33 protein-coding genes are annotated in these 25779 nt (G+C 65.9%); 22 read left to right on the top strand and 11 right to left on the bottom strand.

Features of this window, described 5'->3' with window-relative positions; genetic code table 11:
* Positions 1-124: 124 nt before the first annotated feature.
* The 3 genes from QC821_RS20675 to QC821_RS20665 form a co-directional block, all read right to left on the bottom strand.
* Positions 125-520, bottom strand: coding sequence for a SirB2 family protein (locus QC821_RS20675; protein WP_198034526.1), 396 nt, complete (start codon positions 518-520; stop codon positions 125-127).
* Positions 521-539: 19 nt separating this feature from the next.
* Positions 540-1736, bottom strand: a complete 1197-nt coding sequence (locus QC821_RS20670; RefSeq protein ID WP_076746171.1) for an NnrS family protein — start codon at positions 1734-1736, stop codon at positions 540-542.
* A 194-nt stretch (positions 1737-1930) separates the two neighbouring features.
* Positions 1931-2323 carry a ribonucleotide reductase subunit alpha gene (locus QC821_RS20665; RefSeq protein WP_076746169.1) on the bottom strand — a complete coding sequence of 131 codons (393 nt, stop codon included), beginning with the start codon at positions 2321-2323 and terminating at the stop codon, positions 1931-1933.
* A gap of 177 nt (positions 2324-2500) precedes the next feature.
* Here QC821_RS20665 and hmpA point away from each other — a divergent pair, with 177 nt between their 5' ends.
* The 6 genes from hmpA (at position 2501) to QC821_RS20635 (ending at position 8664) form a co-directional block, all read left to right on the top strand.
* Positions 2501-3670 carry an NO-inducible flavohemoprotein gene (gene hmpA, locus QC821_RS20660; RefSeq protein WP_309725244.1) on the top strand — a complete coding sequence of 390 codons (1170 nt, stop codon included), beginning with the start codon at positions 2501-2503 and terminating at the stop codon, positions 3668-3670.
* Positions 3671-3810: 140 nt separating this feature from the next.
* Entirely contained in the window at positions 3811-4806 is a 996-nt protein-coding gene (gene ubiU, locus QC821_RS20655) for a ubiquinone anaerobic biosynthesis protein UbiU (protein WP_309725242.1), read from the top strand.
* Between the two features lie 13 nt (positions 4807-4819).
* On the top strand, positions 4820-5737 hold the full coding sequence (locus QC821_RS20650) for a U32 family peptidase (protein ID WP_309725240.1): 918 nt from the start codon (positions 4820-4822) through the stop codon (positions 5735-5737).
* A gap of 151 nt (positions 5738-5888) precedes the next feature.
* Positions 5889-7646: a ribonucleoside triphosphate reductase gene (locus QC821_RS20645; RefSeq protein ID WP_309725248.1), complete on the top strand. Its 1758-nt coding sequence runs from the start codon at positions 5889-5891 to the stop codon at positions 7644-7646.
* A gap of 40 nt (positions 7647-7686) precedes the next feature.
* A complete protein-coding gene (gene nrdD / locus QC821_RS20640; protein ID WP_198034525.1) occupies positions 7687-7851 on the top strand; it encodes an anaerobic ribonucleoside-triphosphate reductase in 165 nt (54 codons plus the stop codon).
* Between the two features lie 57 nt (positions 7852-7908).
* Positions 7909-8664, top strand: coding sequence for an anaerobic ribonucleoside-triphosphate reductase activating protein (locus QC821_RS20635; protein WP_309725237.1), 756 nt, complete (start codon positions 7909-7911; stop codon positions 8662-8664).
* 85 nt (positions 8665-8749) lie between these two features.
* On the opposite strand, the gene ubiT is transcribed toward QC821_RS20635, so the two are convergent.
* Together ubiT and hemN are read right to left on the bottom strand one after the other, a co-directional pair.
* Positions 8750-9229, bottom strand: a complete 480-nt coding sequence (gene ubiT / locus QC821_RS20630; RefSeq protein ID WP_309725235.1) for a ubiquinone anaerobic biosynthesis accessory factor UbiT — start codon at positions 9227-9229, stop codon at positions 8750-8752.
* Positions 9230-9363: 134 nt separating this feature from the next.
* Positions 9364-10749, bottom strand: coding sequence for an oxygen-independent coproporphyrinogen III oxidase (gene hemN, locus QC821_RS20625; protein WP_309725233.1), 1386 nt, complete (start codon positions 10747-10749; stop codon positions 9364-9366).
* A gap of 256 nt (positions 10750-11005) precedes the next feature.
* On the opposite strand from hemN, the gene QC821_RS20620 reads away from it, so the two are divergent.
* The 6 genes from QC821_RS20620 (at position 11006) to QC821_RS20600 (ending at position 14153) form a co-directional block, all read left to right on the top strand.
* Positions 11006-11419 carry a YbaN family protein gene (locus QC821_RS20620; RefSeq protein WP_076746156.1) on the top strand — a complete coding sequence of 138 codons (414 nt, stop codon included), beginning with the start codon at positions 11006-11008 and terminating at the stop codon, positions 11417-11419.
* Positions 11420-11476: 57 nt separating this feature from the next.
* The gene (locus tag QC821_RS20615; protein ID WP_309725228.1) at positions 11477-11956 is read left to right on the top strand and encodes an Rrf2 family transcriptional regulator; all 480 of its coding nucleotides are present in this window, start codon (positions 11477-11479) and stop codon (positions 11954-11956) included.
* Positions 11957-12039: 83 nt separating this feature from the next.
* Positions 12040-12384 carry a DUF2946 family protein gene (locus QC821_RS21770; protein WP_422720136.1) on the top strand — a complete coding sequence of 115 codons (345 nt, stop codon included), beginning with the start codon at positions 12040-12042 and terminating at the stop codon, positions 12382-12384.
* A gap of 73 nt (positions 12385-12457) precedes the next feature.
* Positions 12458-13564, top strand: a complete 1107-nt coding sequence (locus QC821_RS20610) for a YncE family protein (RefSeq protein WP_309725226.1) — start codon at positions 12458-12460, stop codon at positions 13562-13564.
* 11 nt (positions 13565-13575) lie between these two features.
* Positions 13576-13716, top strand: coding sequence for a hypothetical protein (locus tag QC821_RS20605; RefSeq protein ID WP_198034524.1), 141 nt, complete (start codon positions 13576-13578; stop codon positions 13714-13716).
* Positions 13713-14153 (top strand): DUF411 domain-containing protein, encoded by a 441-nt coding sequence (locus QC821_RS20600; protein ID WP_309725224.1) that lies wholly within the window; start codon positions 13713-13715, stop codon positions 14151-14153. The genes QC821_RS20605 and QC821_RS20600 overlap by 4 nt, the downstream gene beginning before the upstream one ends.
* A gap of 49 nt (positions 14154-14202) precedes the next feature.
* On the opposite strand, the gene QC821_RS20595 is transcribed toward QC821_RS20600, so the two are convergent.
* Positions 14203-15024, bottom strand: coding sequence for a DUF3750 domain-containing protein (locus tag QC821_RS20595; protein WP_309725222.1), 822 nt, complete (start codon positions 15022-15024; stop codon positions 14203-14205).
* A gap of 104 nt (positions 15025-15128) precedes the next feature.
* Here QC821_RS20595 and QC821_RS20590 point away from each other — a divergent pair, with 104 nt between their 5' ends.
* Positions 15129-16052, top strand: a complete 924-nt coding sequence (locus QC821_RS20590) for a co-chaperone YbbN (RefSeq protein ID WP_309725220.1) — start codon at positions 15129-15131, stop codon at positions 16050-16052.
* 4 nt (positions 16053-16056) lie between these two features.
* Here QC821_RS20590 and QC821_RS20585 read toward each other — a convergent pair whose 3' ends face one another.
* Positions 16057-17238 carry a MalY/PatB family protein gene (locus QC821_RS20585; RefSeq protein ID WP_309725218.1) on the bottom strand — a complete coding sequence of 394 codons (1182 nt, stop codon included), beginning with the start codon at positions 17236-17238 and terminating at the stop codon, positions 16057-16059.
* Between the two features lie 44 nt (positions 17239-17282).
* On the opposite strand from QC821_RS20585, the gene QC821_RS20580 reads away from it, so the two are divergent.
* Genes QC821_RS20580 through QC821_RS20555 form a run of 6 tightly spaced genes read left to right on the top strand, consistent with a single transcriptional unit; the run spans position 17283 to position 20489 of the window.
* Positions 17283-17708, top strand: coding sequence for a hypothetical protein (locus QC821_RS20580; RefSeq protein WP_309725216.1), 426 nt, complete (start codon positions 17283-17285; stop codon positions 17706-17708).
* A 25-nt stretch (positions 17709-17733) separates the two neighbouring features.
* Positions 17734-18555 carry a hypothetical protein gene (locus tag QC821_RS20575; protein ID WP_309725214.1) on the top strand — a complete coding sequence of 274 codons (822 nt, stop codon included), beginning with the start codon at positions 17734-17736 and terminating at the stop codon, positions 18553-18555.
* Positions 18552-19019: a Cys-tRNA(Pro) deacylase gene (ybaK, locus tag QC821_RS20570; RefSeq protein ID WP_309725212.1), complete on the top strand. Its 468-nt coding sequence runs from the start codon at positions 18552-18554 to the stop codon at positions 19017-19019. Before QC821_RS20575 ends, ybaK begins: the two co-directional genes overlap by 4 nt.
* Positions 19020-19079: 60 nt before the next feature.
* On the top strand, positions 19080-19403 hold the full coding sequence (locus tag QC821_RS20565; protein WP_309725210.1) for a hypothetical protein: 324 nt from the start codon (positions 19080-19082) through the stop codon (positions 19401-19403).
* Entirely contained in the window at positions 19375-19896 is a 522-nt protein-coding gene (locus QC821_RS20560; protein WP_309725208.1) for a DUF501 domain-containing protein, read from the top strand. Before QC821_RS20565 ends, QC821_RS20560 begins: the two co-directional genes overlap by 29 nt.
* Before the next feature lie 44 nt (positions 19897-19940).
* Entirely contained in the window at positions 19941-20489 is a 549-nt protein-coding gene (locus QC821_RS20555; protein WP_309725206.1) for an LOG family protein, read from the top strand.
* Position 20490: 1 nt separating this feature from the next.
* On the opposite strand, the gene QC821_RS20550 is transcribed toward QC821_RS20555, so the two are convergent.
* Together QC821_RS20550 and QC821_RS20545 are read right to left on the bottom strand one after the other, a co-directional pair.
* On the bottom strand, positions 20491-21042 hold the full coding sequence (locus QC821_RS20550; RefSeq protein ID WP_309725204.1) for a hypothetical protein: 552 nt from the start codon (positions 21040-21042) through the stop codon (positions 20491-20493).
* Positions 21043-21100: 58 nt separating this feature from the next.
* On the bottom strand, positions 21101-21604 hold the full coding sequence (locus QC821_RS20545) for a tetratricopeptide repeat protein (protein WP_309725203.1): 504 nt from the start codon (positions 21602-21604) through the stop codon (positions 21101-21103).
* Positions 21605-21831: 227 nt separating this feature from the next.
* On the opposite strand from QC821_RS20545, the gene QC821_RS20540 reads away from it, so the two are divergent.
* Together QC821_RS20540 and yaaA are read left to right on the top strand one after the other, a co-directional pair.
* On the top strand, positions 21832-22863 hold the full coding sequence (locus QC821_RS20540) for an NADP(H)-dependent aldo-keto reductase (protein WP_309725201.1): 1032 nt from the start codon (positions 21832-21834) through the stop codon (positions 22861-22863).
* Positions 22864-22955: 92 nt separating this feature from the next.
* Positions 22956-23735 (top strand): peroxide stress protein YaaA, encoded by a 780-nt coding sequence (gene yaaA, locus QC821_RS20535; RefSeq protein ID WP_309725199.1) that lies wholly within the window; start codon positions 22956-22958, stop codon positions 23733-23735.
* Here yaaA and QC821_RS20530 read toward each other — a convergent pair.
* Complete coding sequence (locus QC821_RS20530; protein ID WP_309725198.1) at positions 23728-24303, bottom strand: isochorismatase family protein; 576 nt, start codon at positions 24301-24303, stop codon at positions 23728-23730. The two genes, yaaA and QC821_RS20530, sit on opposite strands and share 8 nt — an antisense overlap.
* A gap of 95 nt (positions 24304-24398) precedes the next feature.
* On the opposite strand from QC821_RS20530, the gene QC821_RS20525 reads away from it, so the two are divergent.
* Positions 24399-25220 (top strand): Tim44 domain-containing protein, encoded by an 822-nt coding sequence (locus tag QC821_RS20525; protein ID WP_309725196.1) that lies wholly within the window; start codon positions 24399-24401, stop codon positions 25218-25220.
* A 77-nt stretch (positions 25221-25297) separates the two neighbouring features.
* On the opposite strand, the gene QC821_RS20520 is transcribed toward QC821_RS20525, so the two are convergent.
* Entirely contained in the window at positions 25298-25495 is a 198-nt protein-coding gene (locus tag QC821_RS20520) for a hypothetical protein (RefSeq protein WP_309725194.1), read from the bottom strand.
* Positions 25496-25779: the final 284 nt, after the last annotated feature.

Below are 25779 nucleotides of genomic sequence, written 5' to 3'. Positions count from 1 at the left end.
CTTCGGCGTCGATCTATCAACCTTCTGGGAGGATTAAGGTCTGGGCGGGGCGTAGGTGCCCCCTCAACCATTTAATCCGGATACCCAGAATATGGAGTGCCGGTTGCACGAGTCATACCCTGCCTCAGGCGACCGCCAACCAGGAGAGCGGGCTCTTTTGCAGTGCCGCCCCCAGCATATAGACGAAGGCAGCCATTGCAGCTATCGCCGCGCCGCCGCGCACGGCGGGGCTTCGCCCGCGCTTGATCGCCAGCGTGCCAAGGCCGATGTAGACAAGCAAGGCGATCAGCTTGGCGGCTAGCCAGGGATGCTGATGGGGCCACATCCGCAGCATGACCATCAGCAGCACACCGAGGGCCAGCAGCAGAGTGTCGTTGATATGCGGCAGCACCTTCACCCAGCGGCGCTGCAGCCAGGGCGACTCGCGTACCGACCACCAGGCCCTCAGCGCGAACAGCGCCAGGCTGAGCGTTGCGGCGGTGATGTGCAGGTGCTTGATCAGGAAGTAGTGCTCGATCATCTCGGACCTCGCAGAAAGCTTAACCGTCCTTGCCGTCCACGCGAGTGGTCAGCAGCGGTACCGTGTAGTGAAACAGGAAGATCAGAAAAGCGATGCACCAGAACAGGATGCTGACGCTGTAGGTCCAGTGCGTGATCTGCGGGAACATCGCCAGCACTGGCGAGCGCAGCAGCGCCCCTGCAAACATCAGCATGAGCCCGATCCCGATGCCTGGCAGGGTGCGAATCTCCCGCCCGGTATGGCCGAGGGCGACCCGAGCCATCATCGCCAGCATCATGCTGCCGATGCCACCGATGGCCAGCGCGTGGACAGCCAACTCCACCCGAAATACGCCAGTATGAGCAAGGGCCCACATCACCAGTCCTACCACGATGAAGGCGTAGCTAAAATGCAACCCCCACAGCAGGGGTTCATGCAGGGTCCGCCACCCTTCCCAGCGCGCAAGCCGCACGCCATTGGCGCCAGCGGCCACCAGCATGGCCCACCCCAGCAGACCGGGCGGCAGCTCGATCGAGAGCAGAATTGCCAGCTGCACCAGCACCACGGCGTAGATGGACCACAGCGAGAGACGCTCGAGCATCGGCCAGTCGGCTGGCCGCTGGCGTCCCAGCTTGCGCGAGGTAAAGAAGGGGATCACACGGCCACCGAGCATCACCATCAGGGCGGCGATCAGCAACACCGCAAGATAGCCGCCTTCGCGGATCAGCAGCCACTGCCCGCGCATTACCCCGATGTGCATGGCCAGGTTGGCCACCGCCAGCAGCAGCAGGATGGGCACGAACACCAGGTTGCGCCACTGACGAACCGCCAGCACCATCTGCCCCAGGGCTAGCGCAGCCAGCGGCAGGAAGGCCAGGTCGATGACCATCAAAAGCCCAGCCGGCAGCCCCATGGGAAACGCAAGCAGCAGCCGCGCGGCTAGCCAGACGCCGACCAGTCCCAGCAGAAGCCAGCCCTGCAGGCTGCGCTGCCCGGTCCAGTTCTGTGCTGCGGTCAGCAAAAACCCCACCACCACGGCCGCGCCAAACCCAAAGAGCATCTCGTGCTGGTGCCACCACATCGAGCCTCCGTGGGGACGCAGCAGCAAACCGCCGTGCCAGAAGGCGAGCCACACCATCAGCGACAGCACCCCGAACAGCGAGGCCAGCAGGAAGAACGGGCGAAAAGCGAGCCGGGCGATGGGCGCCCCGGACGGCTCGGGTGGGGGTAAGGTCATGGCAGGCATCCCGACAGTTGCACTTGGACTTTCCCCATTGTGCCTCGCCCGACAACGCCGGAACCATGACAGGCATCAAGAATACTTCTTATCAGCAGCATGTCAGCGGCCGGTGCGGGTCTTGTCCCGGTTCGCCGAGCGCTCAGGCGCTTGCCGGGCCCGCACTGCTCGGGACTGCTGAGACGCCGGCAGGGTCACTGGAAGCTCACCACCTCACCGCGACGATTGAAGGCCAGGAAGGACTCGATACTGCCCATCTGCAGCGACTCCACCATGCGCCGCAACTGCTGCTCAATGATCCCATCATCGCCAGGATCGGCCATGGCAGCCGCGAAGACGAGGTCCCAGTCCTGGCCAGTCTCACGCGACTGCTCGACGAAGGTGGCCATGTCGCTGAGCTCCTCGGGGGTCCTGTCGACACAGGTGACCGGTGTCAGTGCCCCGCCCTCGCCCTGCTCGAAGCGGCGGCGCTGCTCTTCGCTGGGGTAGTCGGGTAGTTCGGCCCGAGTGCACACCAACAGCAGGCGCTGCGGCTCGGGCTGTTTACGCGCTTCGGAGAGCAGGTCGGCAAAGTTTGAAATGGCCATGAAGTCTCCTTGGGATTCATTGCTCGGCTGACGCCCTCAGGTTAGAGGGAAAGCTTCAGCGGTGGAACGTGTCAATCTCGGCCAACTGCGACAGCTCGCCTCATGACAGACGGAACAATAACATGTATTTTACATGAATGTTATAAATCAAGACCCATGATCAAGGACTTACTCCCTATGCTCAGTCGTGACCAGGAACTGCTAATCGAGGAAACAGCCCCGGTGGTTGCCGCCCACCTGGATGACATCACCCGCCGCTTCTATCCGCTGATGTTCGCGCGCTATCCGGACGTCGAGCCACTGTTCAACCAGGCCCACCAGCAGGACGGTGGCCAGCCCCGGGCACTGGCGCGATCCGTGCTGGCCTATGTCCAGCTCCGCCAGGACCCCCAGCAGGCCCGCGGCGCCCTGGCCACGGTGGTCAGCAAGCATGTCTCCCTCGACATCCAGCCCGATCAGTACCCGATCGTCGGTGAGTGCCTGATGGCGGCCATTGGCGAGGTACTGGGAGATGCTGTCACGCCAGAGATTGCCGCGGCCTGGAGTAGCCTCTACGAGGAGCTCGCCGGCCTGCTGATCGAGCTGGAGGACCGCCGCTACCAGGCGTTCGAGCAGCGTCGCGGCGGCTGGCGCGGCCCGCGCGAATTCCGCATCGCCGAGACCCGGCAGGAGAGTGCGGTGATTCGCTCTTTCGTGCTCGAGCCGGTGGACGGCGGCCCGGTAGCCGACCACGCCCCCGGCCAGTACATTGGCGTCAGGTTGACCATCGACGGCAAGCCGCTGTATCGCCACTACAGCCTCTCCGATGTACCCAACGGCAGGCACTACCGCATCTCGGTGAAGCGCGAGCCCCAGGGGCGCGCCAGCCGCCACTTGCACGACGCAATGGCGCGTGGCGATACCCTGGAACTGCTTCCACCGGCCGGCGACCTGACCCTCGCCGAGGGTGACGAGCCCCTACTGCTGGCTTCCGGCGGTGTGGGCCAGACGCCGATGCTACCCTTGGCTCGCCAGGCACTCGCTCAAGGCCGCCGGGTGGTCTACCTGCACGCCGCCCTGGATGCCGAGCACCACGCCTTCCGCGATGAGGTGGCGGCCCTGGCAGAGGCGCACCCGGGTCAGCTGCAAACGGTGAGCGTCCACGAGCACGGCGACCAGGCCGACCATACCGGCCGGGTCGACCGCACGCTGCTGGCGCGACTGCTACCGGAGAACGTACGCTGCTACACCGTGGGTCCCCAGGGTTTCATGAGCGCCGTCGACAAGGCCCTGGCCGAGCTGGGCGTACCAGCCGAACGTCGCCACCACGAGCACTTCGGCCCCTCTCGCCCCCTCGACGCTGCCTGAACGCCTGCAAGCGCGCCCTGGCTCACCAGGGCGCCAAGCTCTTCATTCCTCGACCATTTCGCCATGCCATGACGCGTATCAAAAGCGTGACCTCGATAGTCGACTAGCATGGTCGGGTTTCCCACGACAGGAGGCTCACCATGGAACTCGTCTGCCCCGCCGGCAGCCTGCCCGCCCTCAAGCGCGCCGTGGATGAGGGAGCCGATGCCGTCTACTTCGGCTTCCAGAATGCCACCAATGCCCGGCAGTTCGCCGGCCTCAACTTCACCGACAAGCGTGCCCGCGAAGGCATCGACTACGCTCACGCCCGCGGCAAGCGGGTGTTCTGCGCCATCAACACCTACCCGCAGCCCGACGGCTGGGCCCAGTGGACCCGCGCCGTGGACCAGGCCGCGGACCTTGGCGTCGACGCCCTGATCATGGCCGACATGGGCCTGCTCGACTACGCCGCACGGCGCCATCCCGACCTCGCCCGCCACCTCTCAGTGCAGGGCTCGGCCACCAGCCACGAGGCCCTGCGCTTCTACCACGACCATTTCGGCATCAAGCGCGCCGTGCTGCCGCGGGTGCTCTCCATCACCCAGGTGCGCGACCTGGCCAAGCAGAGCCCGGTGGAGCTCGAGGTGTTCGCCTTCGGCAGCCTGTGCATCATGGCCGAAGGGCGCTGCTACCTCTCCTCCTACCTCACCGGCGAGTCGCCCAACACCCGCGGCGTCTGCTCGCCGGCGGCCCATGTGCGCTGGGAGGAAACCCCCGAGGGGCTGGAATCACGCCTCAACGGTGTGCTGATCGATCGCTACGGCGAGGGCGAGCGGGCCGGCTACCCCACCCTGTGCAAGGGGCGCTTCGAGGTCGGCGGCGAGACCTATCACGCCATCGAGGAGCCCACCAGCCTCAACACCCTGGAACTGCTGCCCGAGCTGCGCGAACTCGGCATCAGCGCGGTGAAGATCGAGGGCCGCCAGCGCAGCCCGGCCTACGTGTCCAAGGTGGCCGGGATCTGGCGCCAGGCGCTGGACCGCCTCGAACGAGCCCCCGAGCGCTTCCACCCCGAGCCCGCCTGGATGGCCGGCCTCGGCGAGGTCTCCGAAGGCGCCACCACCACCCTGGGCGCCTACGAACGCCGCTGGAAATAGGAGCAGAAACGTCATGTCGACTTCCCCTACCCTGCAGCTGTCGCTGGGCCCGGTGCTGTTCTACTGGACCCGCGAGCGCTATGCCGCCTTCTACCGCGAGGCCGCCGACTGGCCGGTGGAAATCGTCTATCTCGGCGAGTCCGTCTGCTCGCGCCGCCGCGACATGAAGCTCGACGACTGGCTCGGCATCGGCCGCGAGCTGGCCCAGAGCGGCAAGCAGGTCGTCATCGCCAGCCAGACCCTGATCGAGTCCGAAGCCGACCTGCGCGACCTGCGCAAGCTGTGCGACAACGGCGAGTTCACCGTCGAGGCCAACGACCAGAGCGCGCTGCAGCGCCTATCCGCCGCCGGCCTGCCCTTCGTCGCCGGCGCCGCACTGAACCTCTACAACCCCGCTTCCATCGGCGTGATGGCCCGCGCCGGGATGCAGCGCTGGCAGGCTCCGGTGGAGATGTCCCGCGAGGATCTCACCCGGCTGCTTGCCGACTGCGCCACTGAGGGGCTAGACCAGCCCTGCGAGGTGTTCGCCTACGGCCACCTGCCGCTGGCCTGGTCGTCGCGCTGCTTCACCGCCCGGCGTCACCAGAAGCCCAAGGATCGCTGCCAGTTCGTCTGCCAGACGTATCCCGAAGGCCTGCCTCTGCGCTCCCAGGAATCGAAGGAGGTGTTCACCCTCAACGGCATCCAGACCCTCTCGGGGGCCTGCCAGGACCTGCGCCACGAGGTGAGCGACATGGCCGCGATGGGCGTGGCCGTAGTGCGCCTGAGTCCGCGCCCCAAGGACATGGCCGAAGTCGTCGCCGCCTTCGACGCCGCCCGCCGCGGCGAGCTGCCCGCCGCCGATCCGCTGGCGCTGGTCGAGGCCGAGGTCTGCGACGGCTACTGGCACGGCCGCCCGGGCATGGATAACACCCGCCTGCCCGTCGGCTAATCAGGACCCATTCGAGCCCCGCCAACCGCCGGGGCTTGTCGTTTGCGATGGTGGCAATTCACCGTTTTCTGATCTGGATCATTTCCTCCCGCCATCGAAGGCACTAGCCTTAAAAACACAATATATAGCGCCAAATAGAAACGCAGATACCATATATAGGGAGAAAGCGGTGATTAGCCCCTCCACCCGTCAGGCCGGCAAGCGCCACGTCGAGGTCGCCTCGACCGTCAATGAATACCTCGAACGTGCCGACTGGCGCGTGCACGCCAACGCCAACCAGGGCTACTCCCTGGGCGGGTTGATCCTCAACGTGTCGGGCAAGCTGATCGCCAACTACTGGCTCGACGAGGTCTATCCGGCGGCGGTGGGCAGTGCCCACCGCGAGGGCGACCTGCATATCCACGACCTCGACATGCTCGGCGGCTACTGCGCCGGCTGGTCGCTACGCACCCTGCTGATCGAAGGCTTCAACGGCGTACCGGGACGCGCCGAGAGCGCCCCGCCGCGCCATCTCTCCAGCGCCCTGGGGCAGATGGTCAACTTCCTCGGCACCCTGCAGAACGAATGGGCCGGCGCCCAGGCCTTCAGCTCCTTCGATACCTACCTGGCGCCCTACGTGCGCAAGGACGGGCTGGACTACCAAGCGGTCAAGCAGGCGGTGCAGGAGTTCATCTACAACCTCAACGTGCCGTCGCGCTGGGGCAGCCAGACGCCCTTCACCAACCTCACCTTCGACTGGGTGTGCCCGGCGGACCTGCGCGACCAGGTGCCGATCATCGGCGGCGAGGAGCAGCCCTTCAGCTACGGCGAGCTGCAGGCCGAAATGGACCTGCTCAACCGCGCCTACCTGGAAGTGATGGAAGCGGGCGACCGCCACGGGCGAGTGTTCACCTTCCCGATTCCCACCTACAACATCACCACCGACTTCGACTGGGAGAGCGACAACGCCGAGCGGCTGTTCGCGCTGACCGCAAAGTACGGCCTGCCCTACTTCCAGAACTTCCTAAACTCGGACCTCGAGCCGCACATGGTACGCTCCATGTGCTGCCGCCTGCAGCTCGATCTCACCGAGCTGCTCAAGCGCGGCAACGGCCTGTTCGGCAGCGCCGAGCAGACCGGCTCGCTAGGCGTGGTAACCGTCAACTGCGCGCGGCTGGGCTATCGCTTCGCCGGCGACCAGGCGGGACTTTTACACGAGCTTGACCGGCTGCTGGCACTGGGCCGCGACAGCCTGGAGCTCAAGCGCGGATGCATCCAGCAGTGGATGGACGAGGGGCTCTACCCCTACAGCCAGCGCTACTTGGGCACCCTGCGCAACCACTTCTCGACCCTGGGGGTGAACGGCCTCAATGAGATGGTGCGCAACTTCTCCAATGGCCGTTTCGATATCGCCGACGCGGAGGGGCAGCAGCTGGCCCTGGACCTGCTCGACCACGTACGCGGGCGGATGCAGGAATTTCAGGAGCAGACCAGCCACCTCTACAACCTGGAGGCGACGCCGGCGGAGGGCACCACCTACCGCTTCGCCCGCGCCGACGCCGAGCGCTTCCCCGGCATTCTGCAGGCGGGCACGCCGGAGGCGCCCTACTACACCAATTCCAGCCAGCTGCCGGTGGGCCATACCGACGACCCTTTCGAGGCGCTGATCCATCAGGACCCGCTGCAGACCCGCTACACCGGCGGCACCGTGCTGCACCTGTATATGCGCGAGCGGCTCTCCAGCGCCGCGGCCTGCCGCAAGCTGGTGCACACCGCCCTGTCGCGCTTCCGCCTGCCCTATATCACCGTCACCCCCACCTTTTCGATCTGCCCGGTACACGGCTACCTGGCCGGCGAACACGAGTTCTGCCCGAAGTGCGACGACGCGCTTCTGGCACAACAAGCCAGCCGGGCCGAGGCAACGGCCTGACGCCGGCTTTCTCCCCCTGCCAACTAACCAGGAGCACGATATGCGTCAGATGGATACCACCTCCCTGCCCACCGCACAGCGCCAGCGCTGCGAGGTCTGGACCCGGGTAATGGGCTATCACCGCCCGGTCAGCCAGTTCAACGTCGGCAAACGCGCCGAACATCGCGAGCGCTGCCATTTCCGCGAAGCCACCGGCCGCCGCTAGCTGCCCCACACCCTCGATAGGCCGGGCCCCCTCGGGGCCCGGCAGGGAGTCACTGCCATGCTCATCAGCGAACCTCCCGTCAGCCCTTCTGCCGGCAGCGCCCAGGAGACGCTTCGCCTGCCGGTGGCCGGGCTGACGCCGATGACCACCCTGGACTACCCCGAGCACCTGGCCTGCGTGGTCTTCCTGCAGGGCTGTCCGCTGCGCTGCGGTTACTGCCACAACCCCGGCATGCTCGCCTCCCGTCGGGGCGAGCACGGCGAGTGGGACGGGATCGAGGCCTTCCTGAGAAACCGCCGGGGCCTGCTTGAGGGCGTGGTCTTCAGCGGCGGTGAGCCCACCCTGCACGCCGAGCTCGCCGGCGCGGTGGAGCGGGCCAGAGCGCTCGGCTTCAAGGTCGGCCTACATACGGCCGGTGTCTACCCGCGGCGCCTGCAGGCGCTGCTGCCCTGGCTCGACTGGGTAGGCCTGGACGTAAAGGGCCTGGCCGATGACATCGACCGCATCGTCGGGCGCCGCGGCATGGCCACCCCGCATGAGCAAAGCCTGGCGCTGCTGCTGAACAGCGGCATTGCCCTCGAGTGTCGCACCACGGTGCACTGGCGCGACTTCGACCTGGAACGCCTGCGCCGGCTGGCCCTGGACCTCGCCGAGCGCGGCGCCAGCCACTACGCGATCCAGCTGGCCCGCGCCGGCCAGTGCCTGGATGCGCGCTACGCCGAGCCGGTGCCGGGCGCCCCGACGACCGCAGAGATAGAAGCGCTTGTCAGCGAACTGCGCCCCAACTTTAAAAGGCTGACCCTACGCCACTAACATCACGCCGGCTCACCTCGCCCCGTGCCCTCGGGGGAAGGGCTCATGCAGGGATCTCCAGCGAGGGGCGGAAACGTCGCATCGCTCAACGCTCGGCGCAGGCCAGACGCTCGACGCGCGCCAGCCAATCGCCGAAAGGTCCCTGGGCCAGCCCCTCCTCGCGGCCATCAAGCAGGTTCTTGACCATCAGCCCAAGTTCGGTGTCACCCTCGATCACCAGGCGACGCTGAAAGAACAGGGCGTCGGGGTCCTGGCGCCGGGTGGCCAGGCACAGGAACTCGCGCCAGCCGCCGCGAATGGTGGCTTCGCCCGCCTCCTGGGTAAGCCGAAAGCGCTCCGCTTCGAGGGTCAGGGTCAGCTGCACGCCCAGGTCCTCGACGTGCAGCGAGATCCGGCGGCCTGCGAGCGCATCGAACTCGCCCTCGGCCAGCGGTACGGCGAAGGTTCGGTTGAGCATTGGCTCGATCAACTGGCGCTTGACCACCAGTGGCACTCGGGGGTCAATGCTACGTATCAAACGGGGCAGTGCAGGCGGACGTGGCAGGGGCAGTAACGGCGGGGACATGACGGCTCTCCTGAAGATATCTATGCGGCCAACGCCGCCAGCCCACCCATCCTAGGCCGGTGTTTTCGCGGCTGCACTGACATGCATCAACTCGCTGGGCAGATCGCCACCCGCAGTCGTGTCGTGGGCGACCACTATACGGTGCGGGAGTAGCGGCCACTGCTGCTTGCCAGATAGGCATCGAAGGCCATGGCGGCGTTGCGCATCATCAGACGGCCGGTGGGTAGCACCTCGATCTCATTTTCACGGATCGCTAGTAGGCCGTCTTCGGCCATCTCCTGCAGCTGCTCTAGGGCGTCGGCGAAGTAATCGCGGAAGACGATGCCGTGGACGGCCTCGATGGCAGCGAAGTCGATGCGGTTGTGGCACATCAGGGCATTGATCACGTCGCGGCGCAGCCGGTCATCGTCGCTGAGCCGGTAGCCTCGGAACACCGGCAGCTGGCCCTGATCCAGGCGATGATGGTACTGGGCGGTCTCTTTGACGTTCTGGCTGTAGCTGTCGCCGACCTTGCCGATGGAGGTGATGCCCAGCCCGACCATGTCGCAGTCGGCGTGGGTGGAGTAACCCTGGAAGTTGCGCTGAAGGGTGCCGTTCTCCCTGGCCAGTGCCAGCTCGTCGTCGGGCAGGGCGAAGTGGTCCATGCCGATATAGACGTAGCCGGCGGCAGTGAGGCGCTTTATGGTCAGCTCCAGCAGTTCCAACTTGCGCTCCGGCGGCGGCATGTCCTCGGGACGTATCATCCGCTGGGACTTGAACAGCTCCGGCAGGTGGGCGTAGCTGTAGGCGGCGATGCGGTCCGGGCGCAGGGCAATGATCTTCGACAGCGTGGTATCGAAACTCGCCACCGTCTGCAGCGGCAGGCCGTAGATCAGGTCGACGCTCACCGACTGGAAGCCGGCGTCACGGGCGGCCTCAACCAGCGCCATGACCTGCTCCTCACTCTGCAGCCGATTCACCGCTTCCTGAACGTCGCGGTCGAAGTCCTGCACGCCGAAGCTGAGGCGATTGAAGCCCAGGGCGTAAAGCTCATGGATCTGCTCGGGCGTCACGGTGCGCGGGTCCACCTCCAGGGAAAACTCGCGCTGGGCAGGCTCGGCAAAGTGGAAAGCCGCATCCAGCGCGGCCATCAGCTCGCCGAGCTGGGCGTTGCTCAGGTAGGTCGGTGTGCCTCCACCCAGATGCAGCTGGGTCATGCGCCGCGATTCCTCGAATAGCGCTCCCTGCACCCGGATCTCTTTCTTGAGCCATTCGAGATACTCGGCGGCGCGCTCGGTATTGTGGGTGATGATCTTGTTGCAGGCACAGTAGTAGCAGAGGCTCTTGCAGAACGGGATATGCACGTAGACAGACAGCGGCTTGGGCGTCTCGGCACGGTTGCTCCGCTCGGCGGCATTACGGTAATCATCCTCGGCAAAAGCCGCATGGAACTGGGGCGCCGTGGGGTAGGAAGTGTAGCGCGGTCCCGGACGATCGTATTTCTCTACCAGGGGGCGATCAAACAGCAGGTCATCATGCATCGTAACACGGCCTCTTGACGGGGTGGCGCCACCCAGGGTGCCGCACAATACCGCCGAGTATGCCATTCAGGATTCGGCTCGTCGGTACCCTTCTCGAGGTAGCTGACCCAGATCAATCCCCTCGCTAGCTAACTGGACATTGCCACGGCAGCATTGAATCGGCCCCCGTGCGACGACTCGAATAGGGCTTTGCGCCAGACGTGAAGATTCATATAAAATACTTTTTATTGGGCATCACGCCAAGCGGGAGGTCCCCATGACGCACCCTGTTTCACGCATCGCCTGGAGCGGCCTGGCCTACGGCTGTATCGGGCTAGGCACCGCCGGGTTGGTGGTGCCCTTGTTGCCTACCACGCCTTTCCTACTCGTGGCAGCCTGGGCCGCATCCAAGGGTTCGCCCCGGCTGGCTCGCTGGCTGCACCGTCATCCCCGCCTCGGCCCGACACTCCAGGCCTGGCGCGAGCAGCGCGCTGTGCCGCGCCGCGCCAAGCGACTGGCGCTAGCCCTGCTCGCGACCAGTTGGCTCGTGCTGTGGATGGGACGCGCGGCACCGCTGGTACTCGCGCTTACCGCGGCGCTGTTCTTGGCCGTCGCCACCTTCCTGATGACGCGCCCTGACGCCGCAACCGGCAGTCCCGACAGCATTCGGCCGGCAAACCCTATAGAGTGACCCTCTCCGCCAGCAGCGCCTTGCCCCAAGGCAAACCATGGAGCGCCGGATACCGTCATGCACTTGACCCGCTTTACCGACTACTCCCTGCGTGTTCTCGTCTTTCTAGCCGTCAAGGGCGAGGAGCGATCCACCATCCATGAGATCGCCGAGAGTTTCGACATCTCGCGCAATCATCTAATGAAGGTCGTTCAGGACCTGAGCCAAAAGGGCTACATCACCGCTATCCGCGGCAAGAACGGTGGTCTCCTGCTCAAGAAGGCTCCCGAGGATATCCGCCTGGGAACGCTGGTGAGCGATACCGAGCATGATCTACAGCTGGTGGAGTGCTTCGGCGAGGATAACGCGTGCAGGATCACCCCTGCCTGTCGACTCAAGCCGATCTTGGCCGAGGCGCTCGGCGCGTTTCTCGCGGTACTCGATCATTACACCCTGGCCGACATGCTAGGGCCGCAGGAACCGGCTCTGGTCCAACTGCTCAGCATCCAGCCGCTGACCAGCCCCCAGATTGATGCCGCGCCAGCACGGCTCCCCTAGTCGAGCGCCGAGATATTGCTCTGGATCAATGCAGCTCGGGCGACTAAGGGCCAAGCTGAAAGCCTGTATCAAGGGAGTTCATCATGCGTCGGCTCACACGGACATCATCAGCACAACGCACGCCAGGCCGCCTTATGGCCATCCTGCTCGCGCTGCTGTTGGCGATGGGCACGCTGACGAGTCACGGCGCCATGGAACACCTTCAGGCCGACTGCGGCGTGGTCGCCGACTGGAGCTCAGATGGCGGCCATTCGGATCATGGTCCCAGTGTCGAACATGATCATGACGCCTCATCGTGCGCCCTCTGCTCCGTCGCCGCGGGCCAGGCGCGTCTTGCCTTGGTTGACCCACTGCGCCAGGCCAATTCACCGGCCATGGCAGCATCCCCGCAGCCCCCTCTTGCCCCCAGGCGCCCTCCCAAATCCTGATCGAACGCAGACGGCATGGCCGTCGGATCGCGAGCCGCTCGCGTTACAAGATCCCGTTCATCAGGAGTTCATCATGTCTATCCGTTTGTCATCGGCCGCAGTGGCGCGCCAGGCATACCTGCAATCCTCATTTGCACGCAACGTAAATCATCGGCTTCTTGGCTGGCTGCTGGCTGCTGGTCTCGCCCTTGCCAGCGCATCGACGCTCGCCTCGGCAGTTCCCCAGGGAAGTGTCGTCACCGCCAACGAACGCGGCGCCTCTCTGACTCACATCAACCTAGCGAGCGGCGATGCCAACACCCAATCCATCGGCATTGCCCCCCACAACGTCCAGCTCAGCGCCCCCGGCCACTACCTGATGGCCGTGGGGGAAGCTGCCACTGACGATCATCGCCATGGTCATGACGGCGGCCATGCCCACGGTGATGCGCCCGGCAAGCTCAAGCTCTACCCGGCCAATGATCCCAGCGGTGCTCTCGTGGCCAGCATCGAGGTTGGCAGCCACCCGGCCCATGTGGTCAGCGACCTGGAAGGTCGCTTCGCCTTCGTCACCAATGCCGGAGACGACAGCGTCTCGGTCGTCGACCTCGAGGCCAGAGAGAGCGTCGCTACCATCGCCACCGGCGAGTATCCCCACGGCCTGCGCCTTAGCCCCGACGGCCAGGAGCTCTACGTAGCCAACGTGCTGGACGGCAGCGTCTCGGTGATCGACGCCGCGGCACGGCAAGAGGTCGCTCGCCTGCCGGTGGGCCAGACCCCGGTACAAGTGGGCTTCACCCCGGACGGCGCCCGGGTCTTCGTCTCGCTGCGCGACGAGAACCGCGTGGCCGTTATCGACACCGCCAGCCGTGAGGTCATCGAGCGTATCGAGGTGGGCCGGCTACCGATTCAGGTACACGCCACCGCGGATGGCCGCTTCATGCTGGTGGCCAACGAAGGCAGTGAGGCCGAGCCCGACAACCGGGTCTCTGTCATCGCCCTCGACAGCCTGACGGTGGTGGCTACCCACGAGGTCGGCGCCGGTGCTCATGGCATCAGCGTCGACGACACCGGCCGCTTTGCCTTCATCACCGGCCTTTATGACGACAGCCTCTCGGTCATCGACCTGGAAGCCGGCGCCGTCATCAACCGCTATGACACCGACCAGGGCCCCAACGGCGTGACCTGGGTTGGCCACTGAGGAGTATCACCATGACTGCACACTGCACCGCCCTGATGGGCTCCATGGGCTGGATCATGCCCATCGCCATGCTCACCCTGCTCGGCCTCGGCATCGCCGCCCTCGCCAAGTATCTGTTCACGTCCCGTCATCCCCCGGAGGCCCGCTCATGATCCGTTTCGGCTCCACTCTCATGCTCTCCGGCGCCCTGCTGCTGGGCGCCGGCACCGTCCAGGCCGCTCTGCCCGACGAGGCGACCATGTTCAAGAATCCGCAATGTGGCTGCTGCGACGAGTACGCCCGACAGCTGGAGGCCCGCGGGGTCGAGGTGAAACTCGTCGACGATATCGAGGTGGGCAAGATCAAGCAGCGCGTCGGCCTGCCCGTCGGCCACGGCTCCTGCCACACCACCCAGATGGGCGGCTACGCCATCGAGGGTCACGTGCCCTTCGCGGCACTGGAGAGGCTCTTCGAGGAGCGACCGGACACCCGCGGCATCGGCCTGGCCGGCATGCCCATCGGCACCCCCGGCATGCCGGGGCCCAAGCAGGGCGAGTGGGACGTCTACCAGTTCCGCGACGGCGAGGCCTCGCCCTTCATGACCCTCTGATCCAGCCTGGAGGAAAGAAACGCCGCTTCCACCTACGGTGAGCGGCGTTTCACGCTCTGCGGACCGCGTTGCCCGACACGCCACTGCCAAGCGGCGACAGGCTGCCTGCCTGCTCCTCATCATTGCCCAGCACCGCCGGCGCCATGCCCAGCCGCCCGATGCCGGGCAGCTTGAGCGCCGGACGCAGCAGGTCGATGCCGAAGGTCAGGCCGAGCAGGGTGATCTCGAGGCCTTCGACCCGCGCCACGCTGATCCCGAACAGACCGCCAAGGGCCACCTGGTAGCCGCTGCCGCTGGTGGTCGGCGCCCACCTCTCACCGAACAGATAATCACGCCCCACCGCGGTCACCGGCAGTGCGGCGTCAAAGCCCGGCACCTCGCGTATGACCCAGGCCACGAAGGAGTTGCTGTTGGGGCCGGGCCAGGCGCGGTAGCGATCGGGCTCCGGGTAGTCGGCGATAGCGGCGTCGATCAGCGGCACCAGCGCGGCGGCCGCCTCGCCGCGATAGTCCGCCAGCAGTGTCGGCGGATTGCCGAACCAGGCACGATCCGGGGTATCCACCCCCGATACCACCGCGGGCCGGCGCCAGCTGAGCACGTGATGCAGGCGAAAGTCCTCTTCGCCCTCGGCGCGGGTCACGATCCAGGTATGCACCCCGAAAGCACCTCGCCAGCCGAAGGCGCGTGCAGCATAGACCTGCACCACCGGCGTGCCTGGGGTCTCCGGCGCCAAGCCGGCAGGCGTGCGATCCGCCGACGACCAGTGGCGATCCAGCGGCACCTCGCCGCTGGCCAGCATCCACAGCGGGCCGGCCAGCAGCAGGGCTACCACCAACAGTACGATTCCCATACTGCGCAGCATGAAGTTCATCGTTGGCGCCTCCTGCCCTATGAGCCAAATCCTGGCACAGGCCTTGAATCCCGCCGCCGCGGCCCGCATGTTGCGAGTAAATCCGCCTGCTTCAAGGTCATCGCATGCCTATCGTAGATCCCCACAGCGGCCAGCCGCTGACCGCTAACGAATCCTCACCGGCCGGCGCTGCCGCGCCGGCCGACGTCATCGTCGACATCGACATGAACAACTTCCAGCAGGTGGTGCTGGAAGGGTCGATGCAGATCCCGGTGCTGCTCGACTGCTGGGCCCCCTGGTGCGAGCCGTGCAAGAACCTGATGCCGATCCTCGAGAAACTGGCGGTGGAGTACAACGGCGCCTTCATCCTCGCCAAACTGAACATTGAGGAGCACCAGCAGATCGCCGCCCAGTTGGGCATCCGCTCGGTGCCCGACGTCAAGCTGATCATGCAGGGCCAGCTGTACGACGAGTTCCAGGGCGCTCTGCCCGAGAAACAGATCCGCGAGTGGCTGGCAAAGTACATCCAGCCACCGGAGGATGCGCCGCAGAGCCCTGAAGAGCAGGCCCAGGCGGCGCTGGACGCCGGCGATCCCGCCACCGCACGCAGCATTTTCGAGCAGCTCTCCCAGGCGCACCCCGATCACGTCGATTACCGCATCGACCTGGCCGGCGCCCTGCTCGCCGAGGGCAATCCTGACCGCGCACGTGCCATTCTCGACGGCCTCGCCCCGGAGGACCGCGATGCCCCCAAGGCGCGCGGCGTTCGGGCGCGTCTGGAGTTCGGCGAGGAAGCGCCCAGCGATGAGGCGCTGGTGGCACTCGAGGGCCGCGACGACAGCGAGGCACACTACCTGCGTGCGCTGCGCCGGGTTGCCGACGGCGACTACGAAACCGGCCTCGACGCGCTGCTGCAGCTGATGCAGCGCGATCGCGCCTATGGTGACGACCTGGCCCGCAAGACCCTGCTGCGGGTATTCGATGCGCTGGGCGCCGACCACCCGCTGACGGTCGCCTACCGTCGCCGGCTGTTCGCCATGATGTACTGAGCGGCTATCGCGCTAGCCGTGCGTCGAGCCGCACCAGTGCCGACTCCAGTTGGGCTTCGGTGGTGCCAAAGTTGAGCCGCACGAAGCCCGGCCAACCGAAGTCGGCGCCGTCCGATAACGCCACCCCGGTATCGTGCAGCAGGGTCTGCTGGGGGCAGTCGCCGAGGCCGGCACCGCGCATGTCGAGCCAAGCCAGGTAGGTCGACTGCGGTGGGTGCATGCTCACCCCCGGCCAACTCGCCACGCGCTCGAGCAGCCGCTGACGATGTCCGCGCAGCACCTCGAGCAGCGCCTGGCGCCACGCGTCACCCTCGGCGTAGGCCGCTTCGGCGGCCACCAGACCGAGTACGTTGGGATCCGACTGCAGCCCCTTCATCTGGGCAGCGAAGCGCCGCCGCAGCTCAGGGTCGGGAATCACCGCACAGGCGCAGGTCAGGCCGGCCAGGTTGAAGGTCTTGGAGGGAGCCCACAGGGTGATGGTGCGTGCCGCCAGCCCGGGGTAGGCGGCCGCCAGCGGCCGGTGCCTGGCGCCTTCATCGAGCAGCAGGTCGCAGTGCAGCTCGTCGGAGACTACCAGCAGGTCGTGCTTCTCCACCAGCGCGGCCAGTCCGGCCAGCTCCTGCGCCTGCCAGACGCGCCCGGTGGGGTTGTGTGGATGACACCATAGCAACAGCCGCGTATCGTCAGTGATCGCCGCTTCCAGGGCGTCGAGATCGAGCCGCCAGGGCTCTCCCGGCGCCGCCGGTTCGCCCAAGGGCGCCTGCTGCGCCATGCGTCCGGTGCGCTCGGCGACCTTGAGGAACGGCGGGTAGATCGGCGTGACGGTAAGTACGCCTTCGCCAGGCTCGGTGAGTGCCATACTGGCGAGATGCAGCGCCGGCACCACGCCGGGCAGCCACAGCTGCCAGTGTGGCTCGATCGACCAATCGTAGTGCCTGGCACTCCACTCGCATAGCGTGCGGTGCAGGCTGTCGGGCACCAGTCCGTAGCCGAATACGCCGTGCTCGACCCGCGCCTGAAGCGCCTCGATCACCGCCGGTGGCGAGACGAAGTCCATGTCAGCGACCCACAGCGGCAGCACATCGCCGTCATAGCGATGCCATTTTTGCGACGGCCACTCAGGCTGAACGCCACGGGCCTCGGGCGGATGCCGACGCGCTATCGGCGTGGCAAAATCGAACTGCATGACGTCTCTCCACTCACTGGTCAGCCAAGGAATCGCCTTTGAACATGCCTGAAAGCCCCTTCTATGCCAAGGCCATGCGCGGTGCCTCCCGGCTGGTCGGCCACTGGCTGCTGCTGGGCCAGGCCGACCCCGACCGCCTGGCCATGATCCTCGCCGATACTGCCCGCGTCGCCAAGCTCGGCGAACCCGAGGAGACGCCTAGTGGCGCGACTCTGGGCGCCTGGAGCGGCGATGCCACACCGCCGCTGTGGGCCGCCCGGGCGGCGACCTTCCTGCTGCTGCAGATGCCGGCCAAGCCGGTACCCCGCGATGAGCTGGAAGCCTGCGCCTGGGCCTACTGCTGGCTTAGGCTGCGCCATTTCGAGGCCCTCGCCGATGCCCAGGCCGCACTCCCGGCACACCTCGCGGAACCTCTCGCCGACGCACTGCCGGCGGCCTGGCACGATCATCAGCAGCTGCGCCTGATATGATTCGATCTTTGCCCAAGGAGCCCGCATGGATGTGCCACTGAGCTGGCAGCTGGCCAAACTCCTGCTGTCGATCGGCCTGGTGCTGGGCCTCTCCTCGATTGCCGTGCGCGTCAGCGCCCGCGTCGCCGGCCTGCTGGCCGGCTATCCGCTGGGCACGTCCATCGCCCTGCTGTTCATTGGGCTGGAGATCTCGCCCGAGTTCGCCGCCCAGAGCGCGGTGCACACCCTGGCCGGGTTCACCGCCACCCTGGCGCTCGGCGCCGGCTACCTGGCCGGCGGTCGCCGCGATGGCCTGGGCGGCATCCTGCGCGGCTGCCTCGGCGGCTTCAGCGCCTGGCTGGCCGTCAGCCTGGTGCTCACCCAGCTCGATTTCACCCGGGTCACGGGCACCCTGACCACCCTGGCGGCGATCGTGATGGTGACCTGGCTCTACCGGCGGATCCCGGACAGTCGCACGCCGCCGCCGGGGCGCTTCTCGTGGGCGGTGATGGCGCTGCGGGCAGCGCTGGCTGCGCTGATCATCGTGGTGATTACCAGCCTCGCACATTGGGTACCGGCCGCCTGGGCCGGGGTCATGGCGGCCTTTCCGGTGACCCTGTTCCCGTTCCTGATCATGCTGCATTTGTCCCACGGAGCGGCACCGGTAGCGACGGTGATCAAGCACTTCCCTGCGGGCCTCGGATCGCTGCTCAGCTATACGCTGTGCGTATCGCTGACCTACGCCACCCTGGGGCTAGCCTGGGGGACGCTGATCGGCTTTGTGATGGCCACGCTGTGGCTGCTGGGCTGGTCGCAGTGGCTGACTTGGCGTCGCACGCAGCGGCTGAGCCGGGAGGCTCGCGCATGACCCCAGCCATCAAGGCGCTGGAGCGCGCCAGGATCGCCTACCAGCTGCTGGAGTATCCTCACGATCCGCGCGCGCAGGCCTACGGCCTGGAGGCAGCCGAGGCGCTCGGCCTGGCCCCGCAGAGCGTGTTCAAGACATTGCTGGCGAAGCTCGACGACGGTCGTCTGGTGGTCGCCATGGTGCCGGTCAGCGCCCAGCTCGACTTCAAGGCGCTGGCGCGGGCCGCCGGCGCGCGCAAAGCCAGCATGGCCGAGCCCAGCGACGCCGAGCGCGCCACCGGCTATGTGCTCGGCGGCATCAGCCCGCTGGGGCAGAAGAAGCGCCTGGCGACCTATATCGACGCCAGCGCCGCGGGCCGCGACCCGCTGTACGTCAGCGGTGGGCGCCGCGGCCTGGAGATTGCCCTGGCCAGCGCCGACCTGATCGCATTGACCGGCGCCAAACTCACCCCGCTGGCGCGCTAATCGAGCCGAACGCCAGGCTATGCTGTCTCAATATCACGCCCTAGCTCCGGGAGCCCCAAGGTGATTCGCTACAATCTCTGGCTGGACCCCGACAACACCGCCCAGCACCGTGCGGTGGAAGCCGACCTGGAGCGCTACTTCATGGAGCGCTTCGCCGACTACCCGCACATCCGCTTGTTCGGGGCCGATCCCTACGATTATGATGCCCCGTTCAATCGTCTCTACGACGTGCTGATGGCCCGCGCTGCCGAATACTGCGAGCGCCAGTGGCGCTACGTGGCGACCCCGGTGCAGCTCAACCAGGCGTTCTTTCGCGCCGTGGGCCGCTCCAACAAATTCCTGCGAGATCCCGACGATGGTGCTCCACCCCGACACGATGCCTGATGAACGCCAGCTGACGACCATCACCCAGCAGCTGGGTCGCATGCCGCGTGGTATCCAGGCCCTTGCGGCCACCGACGTCGAGGGCACGCCGCTGGTGCTGAGGATGGCGTCGATCATCGACGGCAAGCCCTTCCCAACCCTCTACTGGCTCAGTTCCGAGCGCCTCAAGGTCGAGATTTCGCATATCGAGGCCGCCGGGGTGATCAAGTCGCTGGAGGCGCGCCTGCAGGAGGATCCGGCGTTTCTCGCCGCCTACCACGACAGCCATCGTGACTACGTCACCCAGCGCTGGCAGCACATGCCCAGCGAGCAGCAAGCCGAGGCCGAGCGCCGCGGCTATGCGGCGCTGCTCCGCGAGCGCGGCATCGGCGGTATCGCCAACTGGGATCAGGTGCGCTGCCTGCACACCCAGTACGCACACCATCTGTGTGGACACAACGCGATAGGCCAGTGGCTGGACGCCGAATATGGCGTCGCCGACTGCCTGCCCTGAGCCCACGACGATGCTAGGATAGAGGGCCATTCAAGGAGGGCGTCATGGCCAATATCTGTGTCTATCTCGGCTCACGCGAGGGTCGCGAGCCAGCTTTTCGCGCTGCTACCGAGGCCCTGGGCGCCGAAATCGCCCGGCGCGGTCACCGCCTGGTCTACGGCGGGGCGCGCATCGGCCTGATGGGAGCACTGGCGGACGCCGCCATGGCCCAAGGCGGGGAAGTAATCGGCGTAATGCCGCACCATCTGGTCGAGCGGGAGCAGGCCCACCACGGCCTCACCGAACTGATTCGCGTGGCCAACATGCACGAACGCAAGGCCAGCATGGCGGCACGCGCCGACGCCTTCATCGCCCTGCCCGGCGGCATCGGCACCCTGGAAGAGCTGTTCGAGGCCTGGACCTGGCAATATCTCGGCCTGCACGACAAACCCATTGGCGTACTCGACACTCAGGGCTTTTACGCACCGCTACTGGGCTTTCTCGACAGCACCGTGGCCCACGGCTTTCTCAATCCAGAGACGCGCGCCAAGCTGCTCTCGGCCGAGACCCCCGCCGCGCTGCTGGACCATCTGGACAGCCACCTGGCCGGCTGATCTAGCTGCCACGCCGTCGATGCGCGGCGCGGGCATCCACCAGCGCCCGGGTGCGGGCGTAGGTGAGCTGCAGCAGCCGCGCATCTTCCCCGGCACGGTGGCGCTGAATACCACGTTCGCGGATCAGGGTTTCCTTGGTGACCTGCCACAGCGCCAGCTGCTCGTCGCACAGCAGCCGACGCAGCGCCTCGAGACGAAAGCGCGGCAGCATCCCGGCATGGTGGAACAGCAGCGATAGCCAGGTGTTGTCGTAGCCCCAGCTGTCGCTGTAGGCCACGCCCTCTTCGGCCAGCTCGTCATTGAGCCAGCGTGCCACCTCGATTACCGGATGCCCCTCCCGATTCAGCCGATTGCGCGAGATGCCATGCAGCAGCTCGGCCTTGGGGTCCCAGTGGGTCCATTCATCCAACGGCTGGATCAGAAACGCGCAGCTTGAGCCGTCTGCCCGCGCCAGGCCTACCTCGATCGGGTAGCTGCCGCGTCCGAACCCGGACGCTTCGATATCCAGCAGGGTAGGCAAGGCCACGTGGTAGGCATCCTCTGAAAAAGGCATAGGCCCGATCGAGCGCTCGATCAGGCCTATAGGGTAAGGGCTAAGCGCACTGCGGTCACTAGTGGCGTGTGGCCGCCTCGGGTATCTCGATGCCGGCATGCTGGTCGGCCAGGCGCTGCCAGTACTCGGCGCGCTGACAGTCGACCGCCAACCCCAACTGCCCATGGCGATAGGCGTCAGCCAAGCGTGCCGCCGCCAGCGCATGACCGGCTTCCCCGGCACGGGCGTACCAGGTCACCGCGTGGTCGTCACGCCGCGGATACTGGGCGCAGCCGTGCTCGTAGATCGCGCCAGCCTGGTACTGGGCGCGCTCATCGCCGCTGTGCGCGGCCTGCAATACATAACGCGCCCCCTTGGCCTTGTCCTGGGGGCTGGCACCGCGATGAAACAGCATGTGGCCGTACACCGACAGCGCCGCGGTATGGCCGGCATCGGCACAGCGCTGGAAGAGATGCATGGTCAGACGCTGAGTGCGCGGCGAGCGCGGCAGCCAACGGGTATGAAACAGCTGCTCCGCCAGGCGATACTCAAGACGGGTGAACAGTGAAGATGCCTGCGGCATGGCAAACAACCTTGATCCTGTAAACGGTGCGATGATCCTGCCGGCACTACCCTGTACCTGATCATGGCGCGCTTGACGACTGGCTCTTCGGGCTCCGCCGGGCCAACGGGACGCAAGCATACGCCCCCTGCACAGGCGACTCAACCCCGGAGATTTGCCGCTTTGGTAGCCCCCCGCTACCATGCCTTTGGCACCTGTTCCGTTCTTTCCCCGACCCGGAGTGACGAATGCAGATTCGACCCCTTGGCGACACCGGTATCGACGTCAGTCGGCTATGCCTCGGCACCATGACCTTTGGCGAGCAGAACAGCGAGGCCGAGGCCCATGAGCAGCTCGACCGCGCCGTGGCGTTCGGCATCAACTTCATCGACACCGCCGAGATGTACCCGGTGCCGCCCAAGGCCGACACCCAGGGCCGCACCGAGGCCTATATCGGCAGTTGGCTCAAGCGCCGCAGCGCCCGCGACGACGTGATCATCGCCACCAAGGCGGCGGGGCCCGGCCTCGAGCATATCCGCGGCGGTCCGCGCATGTCCCGCTCACATATTCACAAGGCCATCGACGCCAGCCTGTCCCGGCTGCAGACCGACTACATCGACCTCTACCAGCTGCACTGGCCGGATCGCAGTACCAACTATTTTGGCCGCCTCGGCTATGAGCACGACGAGGATGAGGATGCCATCCCCCTGGAAGAGACCCTGGCCGCCCTCAAGGAACTGGTCGATGCCGGCAAGGTGCGTGCCATTGGCCTGTCCAACGAGACGCCGTGGGGCGTGATGCGCTGCCTGCGGCTGGCCGAGACGCTCGGCGTGCCCCGCGTTGCCAGCGTGCAGAACCCCTACAACCTGCTGAATCGCAGCTTCGAAGTCGGCCTGGCCGAGATCGCCCACCGCGAGGGTGTCGGCCTGCTGGCCTACTCACCGCTGGGCTTCGGCGTGCTGTCGGGCAAGTACCTCGACGGTGCACGCCCACCCAAGGCGCGCCTCACGCTCTATGAGCGTTTCAAGCGCTACACCTCAGAGGTGGCAGAGGAGGCCACGCGCGCCTATGTGCAGATTGCCCGCGACAGCGGCCTGGATCCCGCCCAGATGGCCCTGGCCTACGTTAACTCGCGCCCATTCCTGACCAGCAATATCATCGGCGCCACCAGTATGGAGCAGCTCGAGTCGAATCTGGCCAGCGAGTCGCTGAGGCTCGACCAGGAGGTGATCGAGGCCATCGAGGCGGTTCATCGTCGCCTGCCCAACCCCTGCCCCTGACAGGTGAGGCGCGGCCTATCATCGCGATAGCCGCGCCCGTCCAGCGGGCTTGATATACTGGCGGCAACATTTCAGGTCACTAGGAGCGCCCCATGCTGAGCGTGATATCCCCCGCCAAGACACTCGATTTCGAGACCTCCCCCTCGACCACCACCCACAGCCTGCCGGACTATCTTGACCACAGCCAGCAGTTGATCGATATCCTGCGCGACTATTCACCACAGCAGCTCTCCGAGCTGATGGGCATCAGCGACAAGCTGGCCGGCCTCAATGCCGCCCGCTTCGCCGAGTGGCAGCCGCCGTTCGACCTCGACAACGCCAAGCAGGCCGCACAGGCCTTCCAGGGCGATGTGTACGCCGGCCTGGAGGCCGATACCTTCAGCGAGACTGACAACGCCTTTGCCCAGGAGCACCTGCGGATCCTCTCCGGCCTCTACGGGCTGCTCAAGCCGCTCGATCTGATCCAGCCCTATCGTCTGGAGATGGGCACCCGTCTGCCCAACAACGCCGGCAAGGACCTGTATGCGTTCTGGAAGCCGATCCTGACCCGTGAACTTGACCAGGCCATCTCCCGCAGCGGCAGCAAGGTGCTGGTCAACCTGGCCTCCAACGAGTATTTCAAGGCCATCGACGCCAAGGCACTCGATGCCGAGGTCATCACCCCGGTATTCAAGGATGCCAAGAACGGCCAGTACAAGATCATCAGCTTCTACGCCAAGAAGGCCCGCGGCCTGATGAGCGCCTGGATTATTCGCCAGCGTCTCAACCACGCCGCCGACCTCAAGGAGTTCGATGTCGCCGGCTATCGCTATCACCCGGCGATGTCGGAGGGCGGCACCCTGGTCTTCACCCGCGAGGAGGGCGCTAGCTGAAAGCCAACGGGCGCACCGCGCGTTCGCGAAGGAAGCGGCGGTGAATGTCCTTGAAGCGCTCATCGTCGCAGCGCTTCAGCCACTCATAGGCGACCATGTCGGCACTCACAGCCACCGCTCCCGCCTGAACGGCGCGCTGCCTGGCCAGTCGCGCCTCGTCACGACGGCGGCTGACCGTGCCCTCATCCAGCCAGAACACCGCATAGCCCGCTTCGCGCAGCCCCAGTGCCGTCTGCAGAACGCAGATATGCGCCTCGGCCCCGCACAGCACGATCTGACGCCGTCCGCTGGCCGCAAGCGCCGCGGCCAGGGGCGCTTCGTCGAGTGCGCCGAAGTGTGACTTCTGCCAGCAGCGCGCATGTGGCAAGGCCTCCAGCAATCGCGGGTCGCTATGCCCCAGGCCTGCCGGATACTGCTCGGTCAGCCATACCGGCACCTCCAGTTGAGTGGCCAGTCGCCCCAGCCACACCGCCTCAGTCACCGCCTGCTCACCGCCATCGATCACCGGCAGCAGCCGCGCCTGCAGATCGACCACCATCACCAGGCTATCCTCCAGCACCATGCGCATTGCGCGTCCTCATCTTCGACCTGCGGGCATTCAGCATAGCCCCGCAACAGGGTATTCTTGAAGCCTACCGATGACCGATGAAGAGACCTCGTACGATGCGCAATCTGTTTGTGATGCTGCTGGTGGGCATGATGGGCTTCGGCCTTGCTATTGAGTATGCCGAGGCGCGCCGCATGGGCGGCGGTGGCAATATCGGCAGTTTCTCTCGTTCTGCCGATCGCCCAGCGTCGACGCCAGCCCAGGCCGGGCAGCCCGCCAATGCCACACAGGCAGGCGCGCGTGCAGGAGGCATGGGCGGGATGATGGGTGGCCTGCTGGCCGGCGGGCTGCTCGCAGCGCTGTTCTTCGGCGGCGCCTTCGACGAGCTACGGCTGATGGATATCCTGCTGATGGCGGGGCTCGGTTTCCTGCTGTTCCGGCTCCTGGCGCGTCGTCGGCTGGCCGCGGCGGGTGACGAGCGGCCTGCCCTGCGCCGCGAGACGAATGCCCAAGCGTTTCAGGCAGCCCCTGGCGTCATGGCCTGCAGCGGCTCAGCCCTCGGTAGCCTGCCATCCTGGTTCGACAAGGAACGCTTCCTCGGCGGTGCCAAGGAGCACTTCATGACCCTGCAGCGAGCCTGGGACAATAACGACCTGAGCGGCATCCAGGAGTATGTGACACCGGAGCTCTATAATCTGCTACGTGAAGAACGCGCGCAGCACCCGGCTAACAACCGTACCGAGATCATTCGCCTGTTCGCCGAGCTTGGTGACGTCAGCGAGGTTGGCAAACAAGCCGAGGCCACGGTGATCTTTCACGGTATTCTCGACGAGAACGGTACCCAGACCGAATTCAACGAGACCTGGCACCTGACGCGCGACCTGCGCGATGGCGCCCCTTGGTACCTGCAGGGCATTGAGCAAAACGCCGGCCACTGAATGCCAGCGTATTAGTCACGACAAAGGCCAGGCAGTGCCTGGCCTTTGTGATGATTCTATTGCGTAAAACTACGCACTTAGTTTTGAGCCTCTTCGGCGCTGTCTTGAATATCCTCGCCCAGCTCCTCCATGCCTTCCCCGGCATCTTCCATGGCGTCGTCGATATTTTCACCCGCTTCCTCTGCCGGACCTTGATCGTCGCAAGCCGCTACTCCACCAAGGACCATGACCATCAACACCGCCAGCCCAACTTTCCGCAACATCGTCATATTCATCCTTGTCTCCTCCTGAGAGCATCGGTTATGCCTTGATCTTCATTACGCTATCCAGGCAGCCAATTATTGCGCAAGTCACTGACACTAGCAAAATACCCCGCCTAGCATCCAGCCCACCGAAGAACCCACTGAATAAAGAGAGCCAACCTTATACTACGAAGCCCCGATCTCTCTCGAGAACGGGGCGTCTGGACATGAAAAAACCCCAGCCTCTTTCGAAGCTGGGGTTTCGGTATAGGTGCCTGACGACCGGGGCGGCCTCCCGCTACTCTACTTGGGAGACC

Origin of the sequence: Franzmannia qiaohouensis, assembly GCF_031451695.1 — a bacterium.
Taxonomy (GTDB): Bacteria; Pseudomonadota; Gammaproteobacteria; order Pseudomonadales; family Halomonadaceae; genus Franzmannia; species Franzmannia qiaohouensis.
The sequence above is the reverse complement of the archived record's forward strand: the minus strand, read 5'-3'. Positions and strand labels throughout refer to the sequence as shown.